This is a genomic window from Flavobacterium ginsengiterrae (assembly GCF_039539785.1).
Lineage (GTDB): Bacteria > Bacteroidota > Bacteroidia > Flavobacteriales > Flavobacteriaceae > Flavobacterium > Flavobacterium ginsengiterrae.
Genome location: NZ_BAABDU010000006.1, coordinates 222,968 through 242,956 on the forward strand (window position 1 = coordinate 222,968; position 19,989 = coordinate 242,956).

Sequence of the window (19,989 nt, forward strand, 5' to 3'; positions counted from 1 at the left end):
TAAGGCATTAAGTAAATTAAGTTGTTGCGCTTAATGAAACTTTACAAAGGAGATCAAGAAAATTAAGAATCCTTACTTAATTCACTTAATGCCTTAATGGTTCAAAACTTTAAAAATAAACTCCTTTTTTAGAGCGTTAATTCGGGTTGTAATGGTTAAATTTGTGGAACTTCATAAACAAATTACCTTATGGAAGAAATGCTCTTTTATGACCGAATGCAATTCGCATTTACCATTACTTTTCATTACCTCTTTCCACAACTTACAATGGGTCTTTCGCTGATCATTGTTTACTTCAAATGGAAATTCTTAAAAACTAAAGACGAACAATACAATCACGCCACCCATTTCTGGATGAAAATCTTCGCCCTGAATTTTGCAATGGGAGTTGTAACGGGAATTCCGATGGAGTTTCAGTTTGGAACCAATTGGGCAAAATTCTCTGAATTAACGGGAGGCATCATCGGTCAAACTCTGGCGATGGAAGGAATGTTTTCGTTTTTCTTAGAATCTTCATTTTTAGGCATATTTTTATTTGGGGAAAAACTCCTTGGACATAAATGGCATTTTGTAACCGGATTATTGATTATGATTGGTTCCTGGGCCAGTGGATTTTTAATCATCGCAACACATTCCTGGATGCAGAATCCTGTGGGTTATGAAATCTTAGAAAACGGAAAATTTGTTTTGAATAATTTTCAGGCGTTATTTCTAAATCCTTGGCTTTGGCCTTCATATCTGCATAACCAAGCTGCTTCTTTAGTAACAAGTTCTTTTGTGGTTGCCGGAATTGGAGCTTTTTATATTTTAAGTAAAAAGAATGTTTCGTTTGGAAAATTGTTCCTGAAAACAGGCGTTATTTTCGGATTGATTTCGAGTATTGTCGTGGCCGTTCCAACGGGAGATTTACTGGCAAAAAACGTAGTAAAATACCAACCTGTAACTTTTGCCGGAATGGAAGGAATTTTTCATACCGAGAAAAAAGGCTCTGAGATTGTTTTAATTGGTCAGCCCGATGTAAAAGATAAAAAGCTGGATAATAAAATTGCCGTTCCAAATATTTTGAGTTTCCTGACTTACGGAAATTGGGATCAGGAAATTAAAGGTTTGGATCAGTTTGAAGAAGATTTGCATCCGACTAATATTTCGGGATTGTATTATGCTTATCATATTATGGTTGGTTTAGGAACTGTTTTTATTGGATTAATGCTGATTTCACTTCTTCAGTTAATTCGAGGGAAATTATTTCAAACCAAATGGCTTTTATGGTCGCTTATGTTCATGATGCCGTTTCCGTACATCGCCAACACAACAGGCTGGTATACGGCTGAATTAGGAAGACAGCCTTGGTTAGTTTATAATTTATTACGAACAGCAGCGGGAGCTTCGCCGACAGTTTCTTCAGGAAATACCTTGTTTACTTTATTAGGTTTTATCGGTTTATACCTTTTATTGGGAATGCTGTTTTTGCTTTTGGTTGGGAAAATTATCAATAAAGGACCTCATCATGTGGAACTTTCAACAGAAAAAATATAAGTATGGAATTTTTTTGGTACGTAGTTTTAATGGGAATTCTGGCTGTCTATCTGGTTTTAGACGGCTATGATTTTGGTGCAGGAATTATTCATTTATTTTTTGCCGAGACAGAACGAGATAAAAAAGTAATTACAAACTCCATTGGACCTTTTTGGGATGCCAATGAAGTTTGGCTGATCGCAGCGGGAGGTGTTTTGTTTTTTGCATTTCCAACTTTATACGCTTCGTCTTTCAGCGGATTTTATCTGCCTTTGATTATGATTTTATGGCTTTTGATTTTCCGTGCAATCGGGTTAGAAATGCGCGGACAGATTCATAATCATATGTGGGAAGCCATTTGGGATAAGGCTTTCGGAATTGCGAGTCTGCTTTTGGCTTTATTTTTCGGAATCGCTTTAGGAAATATTGTTCGAGGTGTGAATCTTGGAATGGTGCAAAACGGAGTTTCAACGCAGGAAGCACATTACTTTTTTCTGCCTTTATGGAATCCAACTTTTAGTCCGCAGGCAAATGAATTGGGAATTATTGATTGGTTTACGCTTTTCTTAGGAATTGTGAGTGTCGTAGCTTTAACGATTCACGGTGCGAACTGGATTATTTATAAAACGAATTCTTCTTTAAATGAAAAACTTAAAAAAGTGGTTTTTGTTTTAAATATCGTTTTGTTGGTTTTAGTTTGTATTTCGTTACAAATCTGGCATTTTATTGAGCCAAAACCCTTCCATAATTTCATTGAAAATCCAATTTTGTGGTTTTTTCCTCTGATGACTTTTGCAGGAATTATAGGTTTGTTTAAAGTTCGTTCTTTTCAAAAAGACGGCCATGGATTTATATTTTCGACTTTGTTTCTTGTAGGCGGATTTGCTTCTACAGCCGTTTCGATTTTTCCGAATGTTCTTCCCTCAACTAATAAAGTAAATCCTTCATTAACGATTTACAATACTGCTGCTCACGAATACGGATTAAATGCCGGATTGAGCTGGTTTTTTGTGGCTTTGTTTCTTGTAATTATTTATTTTATTATTCAATATCGTGTTTTCAGCGGGAAAATGGATGATATTGGTTATGGAGAACATTGATTTTTTTGTTTAAAAATAAGTTTTATGTTGAATTGTATAATAATACAAATTTCTTTAAAATATGGATATAACAATAATTATTGATAGACCTGATTTAGATGTATTAGTAAAAAAGTTTCTTTTAGAAAAACTTAATAATAATTCAATAGGTTTTGGAATTAAGATTTCTTCTGGAGAAGAAAATAAAAAAACAACATTAGTAAAAGATTCTTCATGGTTTAAATTATTTATCAATGATAGTTTTATATTGAATCATTTTTCTTCAAAATCTGAAGATTATAAACAACTAATAGCAGAATTAGAAATTTTTTATTCATTAATTTCCAAAAAATTAGATGAAATTTTAAATCATCTTCCTTCATTTTCATCATTCTCGGTAGTTTATAATTTTGATAAATATGAACTAAGTTTTCCCTTTAACTTTTTATCGAAAGATTATACAAAAGCTTTTGAAAGTGCATTAAAATTTATTTCATCACTAATAATCGATAAAAATGAATTTCTTATAAAGCAAATACAAAATGCTTTTAGTGAAGGAAACAACAAACGAATTTTTGCCTATAATCAAGAAGAATGGAAGATAATAGATCCTTTAGGTGTTATGACATCAAAACTTAATCAAAACTATAGAGAAAATAAAGACTTAAGAATAAAGAAGCCTCATATCTTAGTTAATAGGGATAATATTTTTAAATATTTTGTACATGAAAATAATTGGGTTTTAGTTTTTGATAAATTAGAAACATTAATGACTCAACCAAATGATGTTTCAATATATTCTAATATTTCCGATAAAAATCTCAAAGCAGCTAAATTGTTTTATGATAATACAATATTACCTAGACATAAGCAATATCATGGATCTTTTCCATCTGAAAAAATACAAAGAGAATATTTTGATTATTTCGAATTAATAATTGAAGCAGTGATTTTTTCATATACATCTCTCGAGGCATTTGCAAACATATGTATTATAGATGATTATGAATACATTGTTGAAAAGGACGGAATTAAAACTATATATTCAAAAATAGCTATTGAACGTAAATTTTCATTAAGAGATAAGTTTAAAAACATTTTAAAAGAAATATTACATACACCCGATATTACCCAAACGAATTGGTGGAATTCTTTCGTTGAACTTGAAGATTTAAGAAATGAAATAGTACATTCTAAATCTTCAAAATCTGAAGACAGATATTCGAAGCTATTAGAAAAGAAAATTTTTAAAACTGTTGCTATTAATAGAGCTATTATAGAATATTATGGGAAATTTATTTCAGAAAACAAGAAAACTTTATTAAATGAATTTCCATACGATTTTGCTCATGATGAAGTTTTTCCAGGATTAATGAGTGATGAAAATTACGAAAAAAGTTATAAGCTAATACACAATATCAAAATGTAATTATAAAAACATCTTTTAGAACGAAAACTTAAATTTTTCTAGAATGCGTTAGGGATAGAAGCGGTATCCTTTTTGTTTTTTCTTTAAAAACAAAAAGATATAGCGGAAAGCCCGGCCGAAGGCAACGCCCAAATATTAAATTTTCTTAATATAATTTTTACAAATTTGGATTTGATGTGCTTTTTCTTAGTTTTGTTGAAAGAGAAATAATTAAAATTTAGAATAAATGTATAATTGTTTTGACATAGCGAAGTATTTCATAGAACTGGCCGAAGAAGAAGGACAGGGACTTGACCCGATGAAACTGCTTAAACTTACTTATATTTCGCACGGCTGGCATTTAGGAATTACCGGAAAACCGCTTTTTGACAATGAAGTTCAGGCTTGGAAATACGGATCGGTTATTCCTGATTTGTATTATGAAATACGAATGTTTGGTAAAGATCCGGTTGATCCGTTTTTGATTAATATTTCGGCAAAGACGCCGCTGAAACATGAAGACAAAGAGTTTTTAAAAAAAATCTGGGATAATTATAAAGGTTTGTCTGGATTGCAGCTTTCGGCGTTAACGCACGAAGAGGGAAGTCCGTGGTCGCAGACTTGGGACGGAACGCACAATGTAATTATTGGTAATGATATTATTAAGGAATATTATAAGGAAAAACTAAATAGTTAAATGGAAAAAACACTGGCAGAAAAATTACCCGAAAGTGCTTTAGGAAACGACATTAACAATGTTCCGAAAGATGTTACCCAAGAAGCCGAAAAGGAAAATCATTTAATGAAACCGTATGACCCCAAAAGTCATTCGGAATATATTGAATTAAAAAGATTTGAAATTGAGCAGGCCAACGAAAGTTCAGAACGAAAGCTGAGACAGGAAAATGCCAAGAAAGCTTTTATTTTTTCTTCAACGTGGGCCATTTTTATTGCGGCTGTTATTTTACTGCACGGTTTTGGAGTTTCGTATAAATTTTTTATTCTGTCGCAGACTGAGTTTCTGTTTATAATAGGAACTTTAACAACGTCTATTTTTGCGTTTTATACTTTGGTTTTGAGATATTTATTTTACAGAAAACCAAATGCAGGAAAGTAATATTTAAGTGAATCCATAAGTATTATATTTTTATAAGAAAAAACTGTTGTTCTAATTGTTTGTTTAGTATTTTAAAACCTAGATTTGTATTTTACCAAAACATAAAATTTTAAAGAATTATTAAATATCTTTGAATCATGAGTACAATAGAAAAACCAAAACATATTGGCAGAAATATATGCCGAATAAGAGAGTTAAAAGGAATGAAGCAGGAAACGCTTGCAGAAGCTATTGGAATAAGTCAGCAGACGATTTCGAATATTGAAGCAAGTGAAATTGTTGAAGCCAAAAAACTTCAGGAAATTGCCAAAATATTAGAGGTTTCTGTAGATGCAATTGAAAACTTTTCGGAAGAATCGGTTTTTAATTTCTTTAATAACTTTTATGATAATAGCACGAGTAATGGTCAGGCGGCTTCGGGACCTATTTTTAACTTTAATCCAGTAGATAAACTGGTTGAGCTTTACGAACGTTTGGTTCAGGCAGAAAAAGATAAGGTTGAATACTTAGAAAAGCTTCTAAAAAAATAAATCCATAAATCCGTTTGTTCGCAGGAATAAGCGGATTTTTTAGTTTCATCTCTGTCAAAGCGAAAAACTTTGACAAAGATTACTCTACAAGTGAAACTAAATTCAAATTCTTAAAATAAAACTTCTTTTGTAATGATGTAAAATCCCATTACGAGTACAAACCAACCAAAAAGCGGTTTTAATCTGGCTCCGTCTATTTTTTTAGAAAGCCGGCTTCCTATAAGCATTCCCAGAAGTGCCATTCCGGAAACGCCTAATAGAAACGTATAATCAATAGGAGTTCCGATGTATAAATCGCCTCCAAACCCTATTGATGAATTAATAGTGATGATTAAAAGTGAAGTTCCAACGGCTTGTTTCATTGGAAGTTTTGCAAAAAATAGTAAAGCCGGAATTATTAAAAATCCGCCTCCTGCGCCCAGAAATCCCGTTACAATTCCAACCAGAAATCCAATAACACTTAATTGTATATAATTGGTTTCGGTTCCTTTTATTTCAGTTGCATTTTTTTTGATCATTGAAATTGCTGCTGTTATCATTAAAACCGAAAAAACAATCATAATCAAAAAGTCTTTTGAAACGGTATAAGAAGCAATAGAAAAAAGTGTTGATGCAATTTGCGGAAAAATAACTTCGCGGATAATTAAAATGGAAATTACAGAAGGAACAGCAAAATACATTGCCGATTTTAATTTGAGATTTCCCATTTTGTAATGGCTGTAACTTCCAAATAAAGCGGTTAATCCCACAATAAATAAAGAATACGAAGTTGCCTGATCCGGATTTACTTTAAATAAATACACCAAAATTGGAATAGTAAGGATAGAACCGCCCCCGCCAATTAATCCCAGCGAAATCCCAATAATGATTGAAGCAAAATAGCCTAAATATTCCATTGCATTTGTTTTTAGGCAAAGTTGCTTTAGAAATTAGAAATCTACAGTAACATTTATCACAGAAGAGTTGTTTTTGTGGAAATAAATTTTACCATTAAGAGATTAAGTTAATTAAGTTGGATGGCCTAATATTTCTTAACATTTTAAATGCAGATTAAGACAGTAGCTTAATTAACTTAATGTCTTAATGGTTAAAAATGCAGCAACTCAATCTGGTTTCGGTTGAGTTTAACCAGTCCGCGTTGTTCCATTTTTTTTAGTAATCTGGATACAACCTCGCGTGATGTATTTAATTCGGTTGCGATTTCCTGGTGCGAAAGATTTACTTCAGAACAGCCGCAGGCATCAGAATGTCTTTTTAAGTAAAATTCTAATCTTTCGTCCATAGAACGGAAAGCAATATTATCGACCACTTCCAGAACTTCTTCAAAACGGCTTCGGTATGTTTCAATTACAAATTCATACCATGTTCGGTGTTCCATCATCCATTTATCCATTAACTGAAGCGGAATCATCATAACGGTAACATCTTCGACAACTTTTGCCATAATCTGGCTTTTTTCGCTTTTGGCTGTACAAATCATCGAAATAGCGCAGGCTTGTCCCGGCTGGAGATAATACATTAAAAATTCGCCTCCATCTTCGCCCTCGCGGTAAATTTTGATTTTTCCTTTTGTAATTAAAACAGTGTTTTTAATATACTGTCCGGTACGCATTAAAATAGTTCCGGCTTCAAAATCCTGCAGACTTCCGCTTTCTTCAATTACAGAAATAAGTTCGTTGGAAAAATTAGGAAAGATGGTTTTTAATGAATTTTGCATTACGATATTTTTTGCAATTTCTAGAGAATGATTTTATGAGAATCTAATTAAAAATTATAATTGTTTGCAAAGATAATGGTTTGAAGTCGGATTAATTGTCAGAAAACTGGATTTAAGATTAATTTTATGTAAATGAAAAAATCCTATTTTCTATCGATTTTGCAGACTATAAATTTGAAAATTGTAACTAAATTTGTAAATCACTGATTATAATACTTTCTCTAAAACGTTTTCTGAGAATAATAATCGAAATCGCATTTGGTACGTTTTTTATAAATAGAAACGTCGTAATTTTACAAAAAACACATATTATGAATTTATCACAAGAAGATTGGGTTAATCAGCTTGCTGCTGACGAGAATGCAGTTATACTGGACGTAAGAACTGAAGACGAATTTAATGACGGCTATATTGAAAATGCAGTAAACATTGATATCAATAAAGGTCAGGGTTTTATTTATGAAATCGAAGAATTAGATAAAAATAAAAACTATTATGTGTATTGTCGTTCTGGAGCCAGAAGCGCTAAAGCATGTCAGATAATGAATGAGTTAGGTATAGAAAATGCCTATAATCTGCTTGGTGGTATACTGGACTGGGAAGGCGAAACCGTACAACCATAAAATAGAAGAAGAGGCAAAAAAGCCTCTTTTTTCATTAAAACACTATTAATAACCAAATTAAAATTACCAGATTATGAGTTTAATACCCGAAGAATTTGAGATTAAAAACCTTATAAACCAGGATACTTATCTTGTAAATGGAGAGTTGAAACAATGGACAGGACAAACCACACCTGTATTTTCGACTATTTCTTCTACAGAAAAATATGAGCCTACTTTATTAGGATCTATTCCTTTTATGGCAGAAAAAGAAGCAGCAGAAGTTGTAGAAGCAGCTAATGCGGCTTATGATAAAGGGCAGGGTTTATGGCCAACGATGAAAGTAGCCGACCGTATTAAGTGTATGGAAAATTTCGTATCTCAAATGAAACAAACCCGCGAAGAAGTGGTGAAGTATTTGATGTGGGAAATTGGAAAATCATTGGGTGACTCTCAAAAAGAATTTGACAGAACGGTTGAATATATTTATGATACCATCGCCAGCTATAAAGAATTAAACGGACGCAGTTCGCATTTTGAAAAAGTACAGGGAGTAAACGCCATGATTCGTCGCGGACCTTTAGGGGTTGTTTTGTGTCTTGGGCCATACAACTATCCTTTAAACGAAACTTTCTCGTTATTGATTCCGGCTTTGATTATGGGTAATACTGTAATTTTTAAACCAGCTAAACACGGAGTTTTATGTATTTCGCCATTATTAGAAGCTTTTAGAACAAGTTTTCCAAAAGGTGTTATCAATATTGTGTACGGACGCGGACGCGAAGTTGCTTCGCCAATTATGAAATCAGGAAAAATTGATGTTCTGGCTTTAATTGGAAACAGTAAATCAGCGATTGCTTTACAAGATCAACATCCAAATAAAAACAGATTGCGTTTAATTTTAGGTCTTGAAGCTAAAAATCCTGCGATTATTCTTCCAGATGCTGATTTAGATTTGGCAATTCAGGAATGTATCACCGGAACTTTATCTTTTAACGGACAACGTTGTACAGCTTTAAAAGTATTATATGTTCACGAATCTATTGCGGAAGAATTCAATAAAAGATTCTCTGAAAAGGTAGATTCATTAAAATTTGGAAATCCATGGGAACAAGGCGTTTCTCTAACTCCGCTTCCAGAAACCGAAAAACCAAATTATATTCAGGGATTAATTGACGATGCAACAAGCAAAGGCGCAAAAGTTCTGAATGAAAAAGGAGGAAAACATACTGAAAATTATATATTCCCAGCCGTTTTATATCCGGTAAACAGCAAAATGCGTGTGTATCATGAAGAACAATTTGGACCTGTAGTGCCCATTATTTCTTTTAAAGATATTCAGGAACCTCTTGAAGATATGGCCGAATCTAATTACGGACAACAGGTAAGTTTGTTTGGAAAAGATATAAAAACGCTTGCACCGCTTATCGACGCTTTAGTAAACTTAGTATGTCGTGTAAACTTAAACAGCTCTTGCCAGAGAGGTCCGGATGCATTTCCATTTACAGGACGCAAAGATTCTGCAGTAGGAACTTTAAGTATTCCAGATGCATTGCGTTCTTTCTCAATTCGTACGTTTGTCGCTTCAAAAGATATCGCTTATAACAATGAGATTCTGCAGGAATTGCTTAACAGCAAAGAATCTAATTTTATTAATACCGATTATATTTTGTAGTATCAAGGTTATATATTAATTGTAGATGCCGTCTTTTTCTTTTTTAGATTAAGACGGTTTTTCTTTTTTAAAGCATTTGAGATTCTAAGATTTTAAACTTCTAAGAGTTCTGATTCTCAGATTTTACTTGTGATTTTTTACTTTAAAAAACATAATTTTGTTAAGAATTGTAACCTTATTTTAAAAAATGAGTCTTATTACAAAAACAATTTAAAAATTACCAAAAAACCAGCTTATGAAAAAAAGACTATTTCAATTTTCATTTACAGTGCTTTTATTTTTGGCACAATCCAGCTTTGCGCAAGAGCTTTATATGCCAAGAAATATTAAAGAAGCTTACGCCAAAGGAACTCGTTCTATGGACGGGAAACCAGGAAAAAACTACTGGCAGAATCACGGAAAATATACTATGGATATTACTGTTGATGCCAAAACTAAAATGGTTTCAGGAACAGAAACTATTGTTTACGAAAATAACAGCAATGACAGTTTAAGAAACCTTGCCATTCGTTTTGTAAACAATCTTCATAAACCATCTTCACCAAGAGGAGCAGAAGTAAGTGAGGATTTCTTAAGTGACGGTTTAACGCTTACTTCGCTTAAAGTATCTGGTGAAACTTATAATGAAAATGCCAGAAACTGGGGAACTGTTGGAAGGGTAAAACTTAAAAAAGCACTGGCGCCGCATTCTAAAACGATCATTAATATCGACTGGAATTATCCTTTATCAAAAGAAAGTGGAAGAGAAGGACAAATTGACGAAAGTACTTTCTTCGTAGCTTACAGTTATCCAAGAATTTCTGTTTATGATGATTATAACGGCTGGGACAGATTACCACATACAGATCGTCAGGAGTTCTATAATGATTTTAATGATTATACTTATTCTGTAAAAGCGCCTAAAAACTTCGTAGTATACGCAACAGGTGATTTCTTAAATCCAGATGAGGTTTTACAGCCTGAATATGCAGCGCGTCTTAAAAAGTCTTATGTAACAGATGAAATTCTGCATATTGCTAACGAGCAGGAAATGAAAAACGGTGTTACAAAGCAAAACGAATGGAATATTTGGAAATTCGAAGCCAAAAACATTACAGATGTATGCTTTGGTTTAAGTGATCATTATTTATGGGACGCGAGCAGTGTTTTGGTAGATAAAAAAACAAATCGTCGTGCGAGTGTTCAGGCAGCGTATGATATAAAAGGTACTGACTTCGTAAATTCGGTTAAAAACAATCAGTATGCTTTAGATTGGTTTTCAAATAACTGGCCGGGAATTCCATATCCTTATTCTAAAATGACTGCTTTTCAGGGCTTTGCCGATATGGAATATCCAATGATGTGTAACGATTCGCAAATGAACGATCCAAAATTTGCACAATTAGTTCAGGATCACGAAGTAGCGCATACTTATTTTCCGTTTTATATGGGAATCAACGAAACACGTTACGCATTTATGGACGAAGGATGGGCAACAACTTTCGAATATTTGATTGGAATTGCTGAACACGGAAAAGAAGCGGCCGGTAAATTTTACAAAGAATTTAGAGTTGAGTATTACATAAACGACAAATCTACAGAAGAAGATCAGCCAATTATCTCAATGTCAACACAAGTTTCTGGACCGGGTTACGGAAATAACTCTTATGGAAAAGCTTCTCTTTCATATTTAGCATTAAAAGATATGCTGGGTGATGATTTGTTTAAAAAAGCACTTCACCATTATATGGATACCTGGAACGGGAAACATCCAATTCCTTGGGATTATTTTAATTCAATGAACGCAGGATCCGGAAAAAATTTAAATTGGTTTTTCAATAATTGGTTTTTTACTAATAACTATATTGATGTTTCTGTTAAAGATGTTTCAAAAAATGTTGTTTCTATTGAGAACAAAGGTGGTTTTGCCATTCCGTTTGATGTAAACATTGTGTACGCAGATAATTCAACCGAAATTATACATAAAACTCCGGCTGTTTGGGAAAAAAATCAAAAAACAGCATTGATAGCCGTTAATAGTAAGAAACAAATTAAAAAAGTAACACTTGACGGTGGTATTTTCTTAGATGCCACGCCAGATAATAACACCTGGAACAGTAAATAATAAACATTAAAATGTCTGGAGAAAAAGATTTGCAAAAATTGCTGAAAAGCATGAAACCAGAACATAAACCGGGAGAATTTGTTTTTTGTAAAACAGAAAATTTAGAAAATCTGAATGTAAACGAAATTGATATGATTTTTAGGGAAGAAGAAGCCATAACGCTGATTCTTAAAAAAGAAATTGCTCAAAAACTTCAATTAGATTTTTCTGTGGTAATGTCGTGGATAACGCTTACTGTTCATTCTTCATTAGAAGCTGTGGGATTAACAGCGGCTTTCTCTAAAGCACTTTCAGAACATGAAATAAGCTGTAATGTAGTTGCCGCATTTTACCACGATCATATTTTTGTAAACGTAAAAGATACCCAAAAAGCTATGGATGTTTTAAACTCATTTTCAGATTAAATAACAGCATATCCAGTTTTTTATTTAGAATCAAAATAAAGCCATCTCTTTTTTTTAAGATTTGGCTTTTTTTGATACTTTATTACGGGAAACCGTATTTAAAGGAAATATTAATTCACTACGTTTGCAAAAAATAAAAAAACACGAGTAAACCAATGAAAAATTATTTAATTCTTATTATTTTGCTGTTTTCAATAAAAATTGCTGCACAAAATGATGCTAAGGCTAAATTCCAGAAAAATAAATACGAATTGGCCGTTTCTTATTACAAAAAATCAGATTTTGTAAATGCTTTAGACCAATTTTCGATCGCATCTAAAATTAGACCCGAAAATGAAATAGGGCAGGAATCAATAAAAAAAGTTGATACCTTAAAAGAAATTTTAAGAAAAGAAATTTTGGAAAAGGTAAACGGAATATGGTTAATGACTGGAGACAAGCCAAGCTGGACAGTAAATGCAAATGATAGTTTTAAAAATAAACCGGTTGATGAACTGATAGAAATAGGCGATAATAAAATTTTGTTTTATGAAGTAGATCGTAAAACCAAGGTTAAAAAGTTTATGAAAGCAGAAGAGTTGGTATATTATAACATGGATAAAAATGATTCTTTGTATTCTGCTTTTATTTTATCAGATGGCACAATATGGAATTGTACTGTTGACGAAAAATCTAAAGTTTTGCATGTAATTAATATTGCAAAAAAAGGCGAAAAAGGAGTTGAAAAAATTACAGAAAACAATGAAGAAGTCTTTTATAAAAAAGCACTTTAACTTCTAAGACAAAAATAATTTGAAAAGGAATCTAATTTAGATTCCTTTTTTTATGCTCACAAATGGCTTAATTTTGAATTGTCTTAAAAATATCAATATGGAAATTCAAGAAATTCAAGCTTCAGATACATGGAACATTCGTCATGAAGTAATGTGGCCGGATCAGCCTTTTGAATTTGTACAATTAGAAGAAGATAATTCAGGATTTCATTTTGGCGTATTCGAAGACAATAACTTGGTTTCGATTGTTTCTTGTTTTATTGAAGGAAAAGAAATGCAGTTTAGAAAACTGGCCACTTTAGAAACATATCAGGGAAAAGGAATTGCTTCTTTACTTTTAAGATATATTCTAAACTTTGCCAAAGAAAGGGAGTTAGAAAAGGTTTGGTGCAATGCGAGAAGCAATAAAAAAACATTTTACGAGAAATTTGGCATGAAAGATACTTTTAAGACTTTTACAAAAGCCGGGCAGGATTTTACCATAATGGAAATTGAACTTTTTTAAGTATTGTTTTAAAATGTTGATTTTTAGCTGTTTGAGCTATTTGTTTCTCGTTAGGGATACATTAATTTAATAAAAAAGCTGAATTTTAAACAAATGAAAACGTTTTCGTTTTATGTAACTGTTAAACCTTGTTAAAAATTCTTTTTTTGTTTTAATTCTTTTATTACTTTCGCACCCAAATGAGAAAGTTAATAGTTTTTTTAGTATTCATGAATTTGCTTCTGTTCGGCGGAGGCCAATATCTCAATGCTAATACTTTTTCTCATAACCACCATCTTCAACAAAAGCACAGAGTTAAATTTACAAATCAGGATCGCGGTACTTCAATAATTGAAGACGCTGCAGATATTGATCTTGAAGAAGATCTTCTGGGACATGATGATGTTGATTTACTAACGAATAAGTTCTTTGCTGCTTCGTTTAGTTTGGTAGACACGTTGTATCTGGCACTTTCAGATCAGTCTGCTTCGAATGATTCCAATCGTTTAAAAATTTCTACGCCTTTCTTAGGCTATTCAAATCCTATTTATATTACTCAACGAGTATTAAGAATTTGATTTTACAATATACATCGGTTACCTAAGTCGTGATCTGCATATCTCGTTGATGTATATTTATTTTTTACTTCTTCTTATATGAAAGTTAAGCTCTGACTAAGGCTGGCTGATGCATTCTATCATCTAAAGAATTTTTATTCCAAGCATTCAATCGCTTAATTTCCAAACTAAATCATGAAAAGAATTATCTTGTTCACAGGCTTTATGGCCTTAGTGTGCCTAACTAGTTGTACATCTAAAAAAGAAGAGAAAGAAGAAGCTGAAAAATTTACGGTTACAAATCCGGTAAAAATTGACACTTCATTTACTAAAGAATATGTTTCGCAGATTAAATCTGTGCGCAATATCGAAATCCGCGCTCAGGAAAAAGGATTTCTTCAAAATATATATGTTGACGAAGGTCAGTATGTAAAAGCTGGGCAGTTATTATTTAAAATTATGCCAAACATGTACCAGTCTGAATTATTAAAAGCTCAGGCTGAACAAAAATCGGCTGAAATTGAATTACAGAATTCTAAATTATTAGCCGACAAAAATATCGTTTCTAAAAACGAATTAAGTGTTGCTCAGGCTAAATTGCAATCTGCAAAAGCTGAGGTTTCATTAGCAAAATTACATTTATCATTTACAGAAATCAGAGCTCCGTTTGACGGAACAATCGACAGAATTCCATTAAAACTAGGAAGTTTAATCGATGAAGGTGAATTATTGACAAGTCTTTCAGACAACAGTCAGATGTTTGCATATTTCAATGTTTCTGAGCCAGAATATCTTCAGTATGAAACTAATATTAAAGATCGTGCAGACAACAAAGTAAATTTAGTGTTAGCAAACGGAGATCTTTTTAAAGAAAAAGGAAATGTTGAAGTTATCGAAAGTGAATTTAATAACGAAACGGGAAACATTGCTTTTAGAGCCAGATTCCCAAATTCTGGAAAATTACTAAGAAATGGTGAAACTGGACAAGTTCAAATGAACGTTCCGCTTAAAAATGCTATTGTAATTCCACAAAAAGCGACTTATGAAATTCAGGATAAAAAGTATGTTTTTATTGTAGGTAAAAACGATAAAGTGACTTCAAGAGAAATTACAATTACTGGTGAAATCCCTGATTTATACGTAATAAAAACAGGACTTACAGAAAATGACAGAATCTTGCTTGAAGGAGTTCAGAAAGTAAAAGAAAACGACAAAATTAAATATGACTACCAATCTCCTAAAGAGGTTATAAATCATTTACGCTTAAAAGCAGAATAGGTTTTTGTTTTGATAGTTTCAAGTCTCAGGTTTCAAGTTACGTGCTGAAGCTGAGGCATTTTAAACTTCATTAAGTTTAATCATTAAAAAATATAAAAATGTTTAATAAATTTATACAAAGACCTGTTCTGTCGATAGTAATATCGTTGATTATTGTCTTTTTAGGGGTATTGTCTGTATTGAATTTACCTATTACACAATTCCCTACGATTTCGCCTCCAATGGTGAATGTTACTGCAGATTATCCGGGATCTAATGGTGAGTTGATGATCAAGGCCGTAGTTATTCCTTTAGAAAGAGCGCTAAACGGTGTTCCCGGAATGAAATATATGGCTTCTGATGCCGGAAATGATGGTGAAGCTACAATTAAAGTAGTGTTTAATTTAGGTACAGATCCAAATCAGGCTGCAATTAACGTACAAAACCGTGTGGCTTCTGTTACGAATAAATTACCTCCTTTGGTAATTCGTGAAGGTATCAAAATTACGAGAGAGGTACCAAGTATGCTTATGTACGTGAACCTTTATAGTACAGATCCAAATACCGACATGAAGTTCTTATATAACTATGCGGATATTAACGTACTTTCTGAATTAAAAAGGGTAAACGGTATTGGTTCCGGAGATATTTTAGGAACACGTGAATACGCCATGCGTATTTGGTTGAAACCAGATCGTATGCTGGCGTATAAAATTTCTGCTGATGAAGTAATGGAAGCATTATCTAGTCAGAGTTTAGAAGCGTCTCCGGGTAAAACGGGAGAAAGTTCTGGTAAACGTTCTCAGGCATTTGAATATGTATTGAAATATTCCGGACGTTTTACAACAAAAGAACAATATGAGAATATTGTGGTAAAAGCAAATCCAAACGGAGAACTTTTGCGTTTGAAAGATGTAGCTAAAGTTGAATTTGGAAGTTCAATGTATGATATCTATTCTAATTTGAATGGAAGACCATCGGCTGCGATTGTATTAAAACAATCTTTTGGAAGTAATGCGAATCAGGTTATTGAAGAAGTAAAAGCAAAACTTGAAAAAATCAAACAAAGATTTCCAAAAGGAATGGATTATGAGATTTCATATGACGTTTCTAAATTCCTTGATGCTTCTATCGAAAAAGTAATTCACACCTTAGTAGAAGCTTTTATTCTGGTAGGTTTAGTAGTATTCCTTTTCTTAGGAGACTGGCGTTCTACCGTTATTCCGGCCATTGCGGTTCCGGTATCATTAGTAGGAACGTTTGTGTTCATGACATTCTTCGATATTTCGTTGAACTTAATTACATTATTTGCATTAGTACTGGCAATTGGAGTTGTTGTCGATGACGCCATTGTAGTTATCGAGGCCGTCCATGCCAAGATGGAAGAAGAACATCTCTCGCCATTTAAAGCAACCAAAAAAGCAATGCATGAAATTGCGGGGGCAATTATTGCGATTACGTTCTTAATGGCGGCGGTGTTTATACCAGTTGCATTTATGTCTGGTCCGGTTGGAGTATTTTACAGACAGTTCTCTGTAACAATGGCAACAGCAATTATCCTTTCTGGTATTGTAGCTTTGACTTTAACACCTGCGCTTTGTGCTATGATGTTGAAAAATAACCATAACGTACCTAAAAAGAAAACACCAGCTAATAGATTTATTGATGCTTTTAACGAAAAATTCAATTTAGCGCAGGGTAAATACCAAAATCTATTAGGTAAAATCGTAAACAGAAGAGTAGTTACCATTGTAGCGCTTCTTTGTTTCTGTGCCGGAACATGGATTATAAGCAGTACAGTTCCTTCAGGATTTATCCCTAATGAGGATCAGGGAATGTTTTATGCCGTTATTCAAACGCCTCCGGGTTCTTCATTAGAAAGAACAAATAATATTGCCGAAAGAGTTCAAAAAATTGCAGAAGATATCGATGGTGTAAAATCTGTTTCTTCGTTAGCAGGTTACGAAATCCTTTCAGAAGGTACTGGTGCCAACTCAGGAACGTGTTTGGTGAACCTAAAAGACTGGAGTGACAGAAAAGAATCTGTTATTGAGATTATGCACGAAATGGAGGAAAAATGTAAAGATATTGCGGGAGCTAATATCGAATTTTTCCAACCGCCAGCTGTACCTGGTTACGGTGCTGCCGGAGGATTTGAACTTCGTTTGCTGGATAAAACCGGTTCTAACGATTACAAAAGAATGGAGCAGGTTAACAATGATTTCGTGGCAGAATTAAACAAACAGCCGGAACTTTCAAACGTATTTAGCTTCTATAGTTCTAGTTTCCCTCAGTATATGATGAAGGTTGATAATGATTTGGCACAGCAAAAAGGTGTATCTATCGAAAATGCTATGAATACGCTTTCAACTCTTGTGGGAAGTAACTATGAAATCAGTTTCATTAAATTCGGAATTAACTACAAAGTAATCGTTCAGGCTTCGCCGGAATATCGTGCACAGCCAGATGATATCCTGAAATTGTATGTAAAAAATGATCGTGATGAAATGGTGCCGTTTTCTGCTTTTATGAGATTAGAAAAAGTATATGGACTTTCAGAAATTACGCGTCATAATATGTACACTTCTACACAAATTAGTGGTTCTCCGGCGGCAGGTTATAGCTCTGGTACTGCTATTAAAGTGATTCAGGAAGTTGCGGCTAAAAAACTGCCTAGAGGATATGATATTGATTGGGCTGGTATTTCTGCCGATGAGGTGGCACAAGGAAATCAGGCTATTTGGGTATTCTTAATCTGTTTAGGATTCGTTTACTTAGTATTAGCAGCACAGTACGAAAGTTTTATTCTGCCATTGTCTGTAATTTTCTCTTTACCGGCGGGTATTTTTGGAGCTTTCCTTTTATTAAAATTAACTGGATTAGAAAACAATATTTATGCTCAGGTTGCCATGGTAATGCTTATTGGATTATTAGGTAAAAATGCCGTGTTAATTGTAGAGTTTGCCATTCAAAGGCATGCTGCAGGAAAATCAGTTATAGAAGCCGCAATGGAAGGAGCAAAAGAGCGTTTCCGTCCTATTTTAATGACATCATTTGCATTTATCGCCGGATTATTACCGCTTGCATTTGCAACTGGTCCGGGTAAAATTGGAAACAGAACAATTGGTACAGCTGCCGCAGGAGGAATGCTTGTAGGAACCATTTGTGGTGTATTTGTAATTCCGGGCTTGTATTTCATTTTTGCCAAAATTGCAGAAAAACACAAACTGGTAAAACATGAAGAAGAAAATCCATTAACAGAAGAAATTGATAACAACCATGTATAAAGTTAAATTATATCAATATAGTATCGCATTAGGACTTTGTCTTGCTGTATCGGGCTGTAAAGCCCCTGCAGCAGAGACAACAACAAGTCCGCTAAGTGCCGCAGTTCCAGAAGGTTTTGGAGCTGTAAAAAGTCAGGATACAACCAATACAGCAACGCTGAAGTGGAAAGACTTTTTTAAAGATCAAAATCTAAACAATTTGATTGATGTTGCTTTAAAAAACAATCAGGAATTAAACATGACTTTGCAGGAAATAGAAATTGCAAAGAATGATATTCGTGTTAGAAAAGGATTATTACTTCCAACAGCAGGAATTCGTGCCGGAGCAGGAATAGAGAAAGTAGGTAGATATACGAGTCAGGGTGCGGGTGATGCCACTACAGAAATTAAACCGGGAGTTGAAACACCAGATCCGCTTCCAGATTTTACAATTGCGGCTTACGCGAATTGGGAAGTAGATATTTGGAAAAAACTTCGTAATTCTAAAAAAGCAGCCGTAAACCGTTATTTAGCAACAGTTGAAGGAAAGAATTTTGTAATCACAAACCTGATTGCTGAAATTGCTGATTCATATTACGAATTATTAGCTTTAGATACTCAGCTTGATATTGTAAAACAAACAATTACTTTGCAGAGCAATGCATTAGAAATTGTAAAAGTACAAAAACAAGCTGCCAGAGCAACAGAGCTTGGAGTTAAAAAATTCGAAGCAGAAGTTTTAACTTCAAAAAGTTTAGAGTTTGATATTTTACAGCAGATTAAAGAAAACGAAAACAAAATCAACTTTTTGTTAGGACGTTATCCACAGGAAATAGCGAGAACTCATAACGATTTCTTAGCGATGCTTCCGGCGGCTGTAAATTCGGGAATTCCATCACAATTATTAATGAATCGTCCGGATGTTAAACAAGCTGAATTAGAATTGGTTGCTGCGAAATTAGATGTAAAAGCTGCTCGTGCAGAATTCTATCCTTCATTGGATATCTCTGCTGCAATTGGCGTTCAGGCTTTTAAACCTTCTTATTTGCTAACAATGCCAGAATCACTTTTGTATTCTCTGGCAGGTGATTTAGTAGCGCCTCTTATTAATAGAAATGCGATAAAAGCAGAGTTTTCTAGTGCCAATGCAAGACAGCTTCAGGCATTATACAATTACGATAAAACAATTTTGAATGCTTATTTAGAAGTATCAACACAACTTTCTAAAATTGAAAATCTTCAAAAAGGATACGATTTAAAATCAAAACAAGTTGACGCATTAAATACTTCAATTGATGTTTCAAATGATTTGTTTAAATCAGCCAGAGTAGACTATTTCGAAGTTTTAATGACGCAGAGAGATGCATTAGAAGCTAAACTGGAATTAGTAGATACTAAAAAAGAACAATTAAATGCTGCGGTTCATGTTTACAGAGACCTTGGCGGTGGTTGGAAATAATTTGCCAATTAATTTGTAGTGAAAAAGCCTTTCGGAAGTAAA

18 protein-coding genes are annotated in these 19,989 nt (G+C 33.4%); 16 read left to right on the forward strand and 2 right to left on the reverse strand.

What is annotated here, in order from left to right; genetic code table 11:
* Window positions 1-189: 189 nt before the first annotated feature.
* The 6 genes from ABD859_RS17165 to ABD859_RS17190 all read left to right on the forward strand — a co-directional run bounded on the left by ABD859_RS17165 (window position 190) and on the right by ABD859_RS17190 (window position 5,649).
* Window positions 190-1,536, forward strand: coding sequence for a cytochrome ubiquinol oxidase subunit I (locus tag ABD859_RS17165; RefSeq protein ID WP_345145814.1), 1,347 nt, complete (start codon window positions 190-192; stop codon window positions 1,534-1,536).
* 2 nt (window positions 1,537-1,538) lie between these two features.
* Window positions 1,539-2,615, forward strand: coding sequence for a cytochrome d ubiquinol oxidase subunit II (cydB, locus tag ABD859_RS17170; RefSeq protein ID WP_345145815.1), 1,077 nt, complete (start codon window positions 1,539-1,541; stop codon window positions 2,613-2,615).
* Window positions 2,616-2,676: 61 nt separating this feature from the next.
* Window positions 2,677-4,023 (forward strand): hypothetical protein, encoded by a 1,347-nt coding sequence (locus ABD859_RS17175; RefSeq protein ID WP_345145816.1) that lies wholly within the window; start codon window positions 2,677-2,679, stop codon window positions 4,021-4,023.
* Between the two features lie 226 nt (window positions 4,024-4,249).
* Complete coding sequence (locus ABD859_RS17180; protein WP_345145817.1) at window positions 4,250-4,699, forward strand: Panacea domain-containing protein; 450 nt, start codon at window positions 4,250-4,252, stop codon at window positions 4,697-4,699.
* Entirely contained in the window at window positions 4,700-5,119 is a 420-nt protein-coding gene (locus ABD859_RS17185) for a hypothetical protein (RefSeq protein WP_345145818.1), read from the forward strand. It begins immediately after the preceding gene.
* A gap of 137 nt (window positions 5,120-5,256) precedes the next feature.
* Window positions 5,257-5,649: a helix-turn-helix domain-containing protein gene (locus ABD859_RS17190; protein ID WP_345145819.1), complete on the forward strand. Its 393-nt coding sequence runs from the start codon at window positions 5,257-5,259 to the stop codon at window positions 5,647-5,649.
* A gap of 110 nt (window positions 5,650-5,759) precedes the next feature.
* Here ABD859_RS17190 and ABD859_RS17195 read toward each other — a convergent pair whose 3' ends face one another.
* Both ABD859_RS17195 and ABD859_RS17200 read right to left on the reverse strand, forming a co-directional pair.
* A complete protein-coding gene (locus tag ABD859_RS17195; RefSeq protein WP_345145820.1) occupies window positions 5,760-6,545 on the reverse strand; it encodes a sulfite exporter TauE/SafE family protein in 786 nt (261 codons plus the stop codon).
* 191 nt (window positions 6,546-6,736) lie between these two features.
* Window positions 6,737-7,366: a Crp/Fnr family transcriptional regulator gene (locus ABD859_RS17200; protein WP_345145821.1), complete on the reverse strand. Its 630-nt coding sequence runs from the start codon at window positions 7,364-7,366 to the stop codon at window positions 6,737-6,739.
* A 311-nt stretch (window positions 7,367-7,677) separates the two neighbouring features.
* On the opposite strand from ABD859_RS17200, the gene ABD859_RS17205 reads away from it, so the two are divergent.
* From ABD859_RS17205 to ABD859_RS17250, 10 genes are all read left to right on the forward strand, one after another.
* Window positions 7,678-7,989: a rhodanese-like domain-containing protein gene (locus ABD859_RS17205; protein ID WP_057120946.1), complete on the forward strand. Its 312-nt coding sequence runs from the start codon at window positions 7,678-7,680 to the stop codon at window positions 7,987-7,989.
* 73 nt (window positions 7,990-8,062) lie between these two features.
* Entirely contained in the window at window positions 8,063-9,643 is a 1,581-nt protein-coding gene (locus ABD859_RS17210; RefSeq protein WP_345145822.1) for an NADP-dependent glyceraldehyde-3-phosphate dehydrogenase, read from the forward strand.
* Between the two features lie 235 nt (window positions 9,644-9,878).
* The gene (locus ABD859_RS17215) at window positions 9,879-11,747 is read left to right on the forward strand and encodes a M1 family metallopeptidase (RefSeq protein ID WP_345145823.1); all 1,869 of its coding nucleotides are present in this window, start codon (window positions 9,879-9,881) and stop codon (window positions 11,745-11,747) included.
* 11 nt (window positions 11,748-11,758) lie between these two features.
* Window positions 11,759-12,151, forward strand: coding sequence for an ACT domain-containing protein (locus ABD859_RS17220; RefSeq protein ID WP_345145824.1), 393 nt, complete (start codon window positions 11,759-11,761; stop codon window positions 12,149-12,151).
* 155 nt (window positions 12,152-12,306) lie between these two features.
* A complete protein-coding gene (locus tag ABD859_RS17225) occupies window positions 12,307-12,924 on the forward strand; it encodes a hypothetical protein (RefSeq protein ID WP_345145825.1) in 618 nt (205 codons plus the stop codon).
* 97 nt (window positions 12,925-13,021) lie between these two features.
* Window positions 13,022-13,429 carry a GNAT family N-acetyltransferase gene (locus ABD859_RS17230; protein ID WP_345145826.1) on the forward strand — a complete coding sequence of 136 codons (408 nt, stop codon included), beginning with the start codon at window positions 13,022-13,024 and terminating at the stop codon, window positions 13,427-13,429.
* A 179-nt stretch (window positions 13,430-13,608) separates the two neighbouring features.
* Window positions 13,609-13,986 carry a hypothetical protein gene (locus tag ABD859_RS17235; RefSeq protein WP_345145827.1) on the forward strand — a complete coding sequence of 126 codons (378 nt, stop codon included), beginning with the start codon at window positions 13,609-13,611 and terminating at the stop codon, window positions 13,984-13,986.
* Between the two features lie 174 nt (window positions 13,987-14,160).
* Complete coding sequence (locus tag ABD859_RS17240; protein WP_345145828.1) at window positions 14,161-15,243, forward strand: efflux RND transporter periplasmic adaptor subunit; 1,083 nt, start codon at window positions 14,161-14,163, stop codon at window positions 15,241-15,243.
* 98 nt (window positions 15,244-15,341) lie between these two features.
* Window positions 15,342-18,509 (forward strand): efflux RND transporter permease subunit, encoded by a 3,168-nt coding sequence (locus tag ABD859_RS17245; RefSeq protein ID WP_345145829.1) that lies wholly within the window; start codon window positions 15,342-15,344, stop codon window positions 18,507-18,509.
* The gene (locus tag ABD859_RS17250) at window positions 18,502-19,947 is read left to right on the forward strand and encodes a TolC family protein (protein WP_345145830.1); all 1,446 of its coding nucleotides are present in this window, start codon (window positions 18,502-18,504) and stop codon (window positions 19,945-19,947) included. The genes ABD859_RS17245 and ABD859_RS17250 overlap by 8 nt, the downstream gene beginning before the upstream one ends.
* Window positions 19,948-19,989 lie beyond the last annotated feature (42 nt).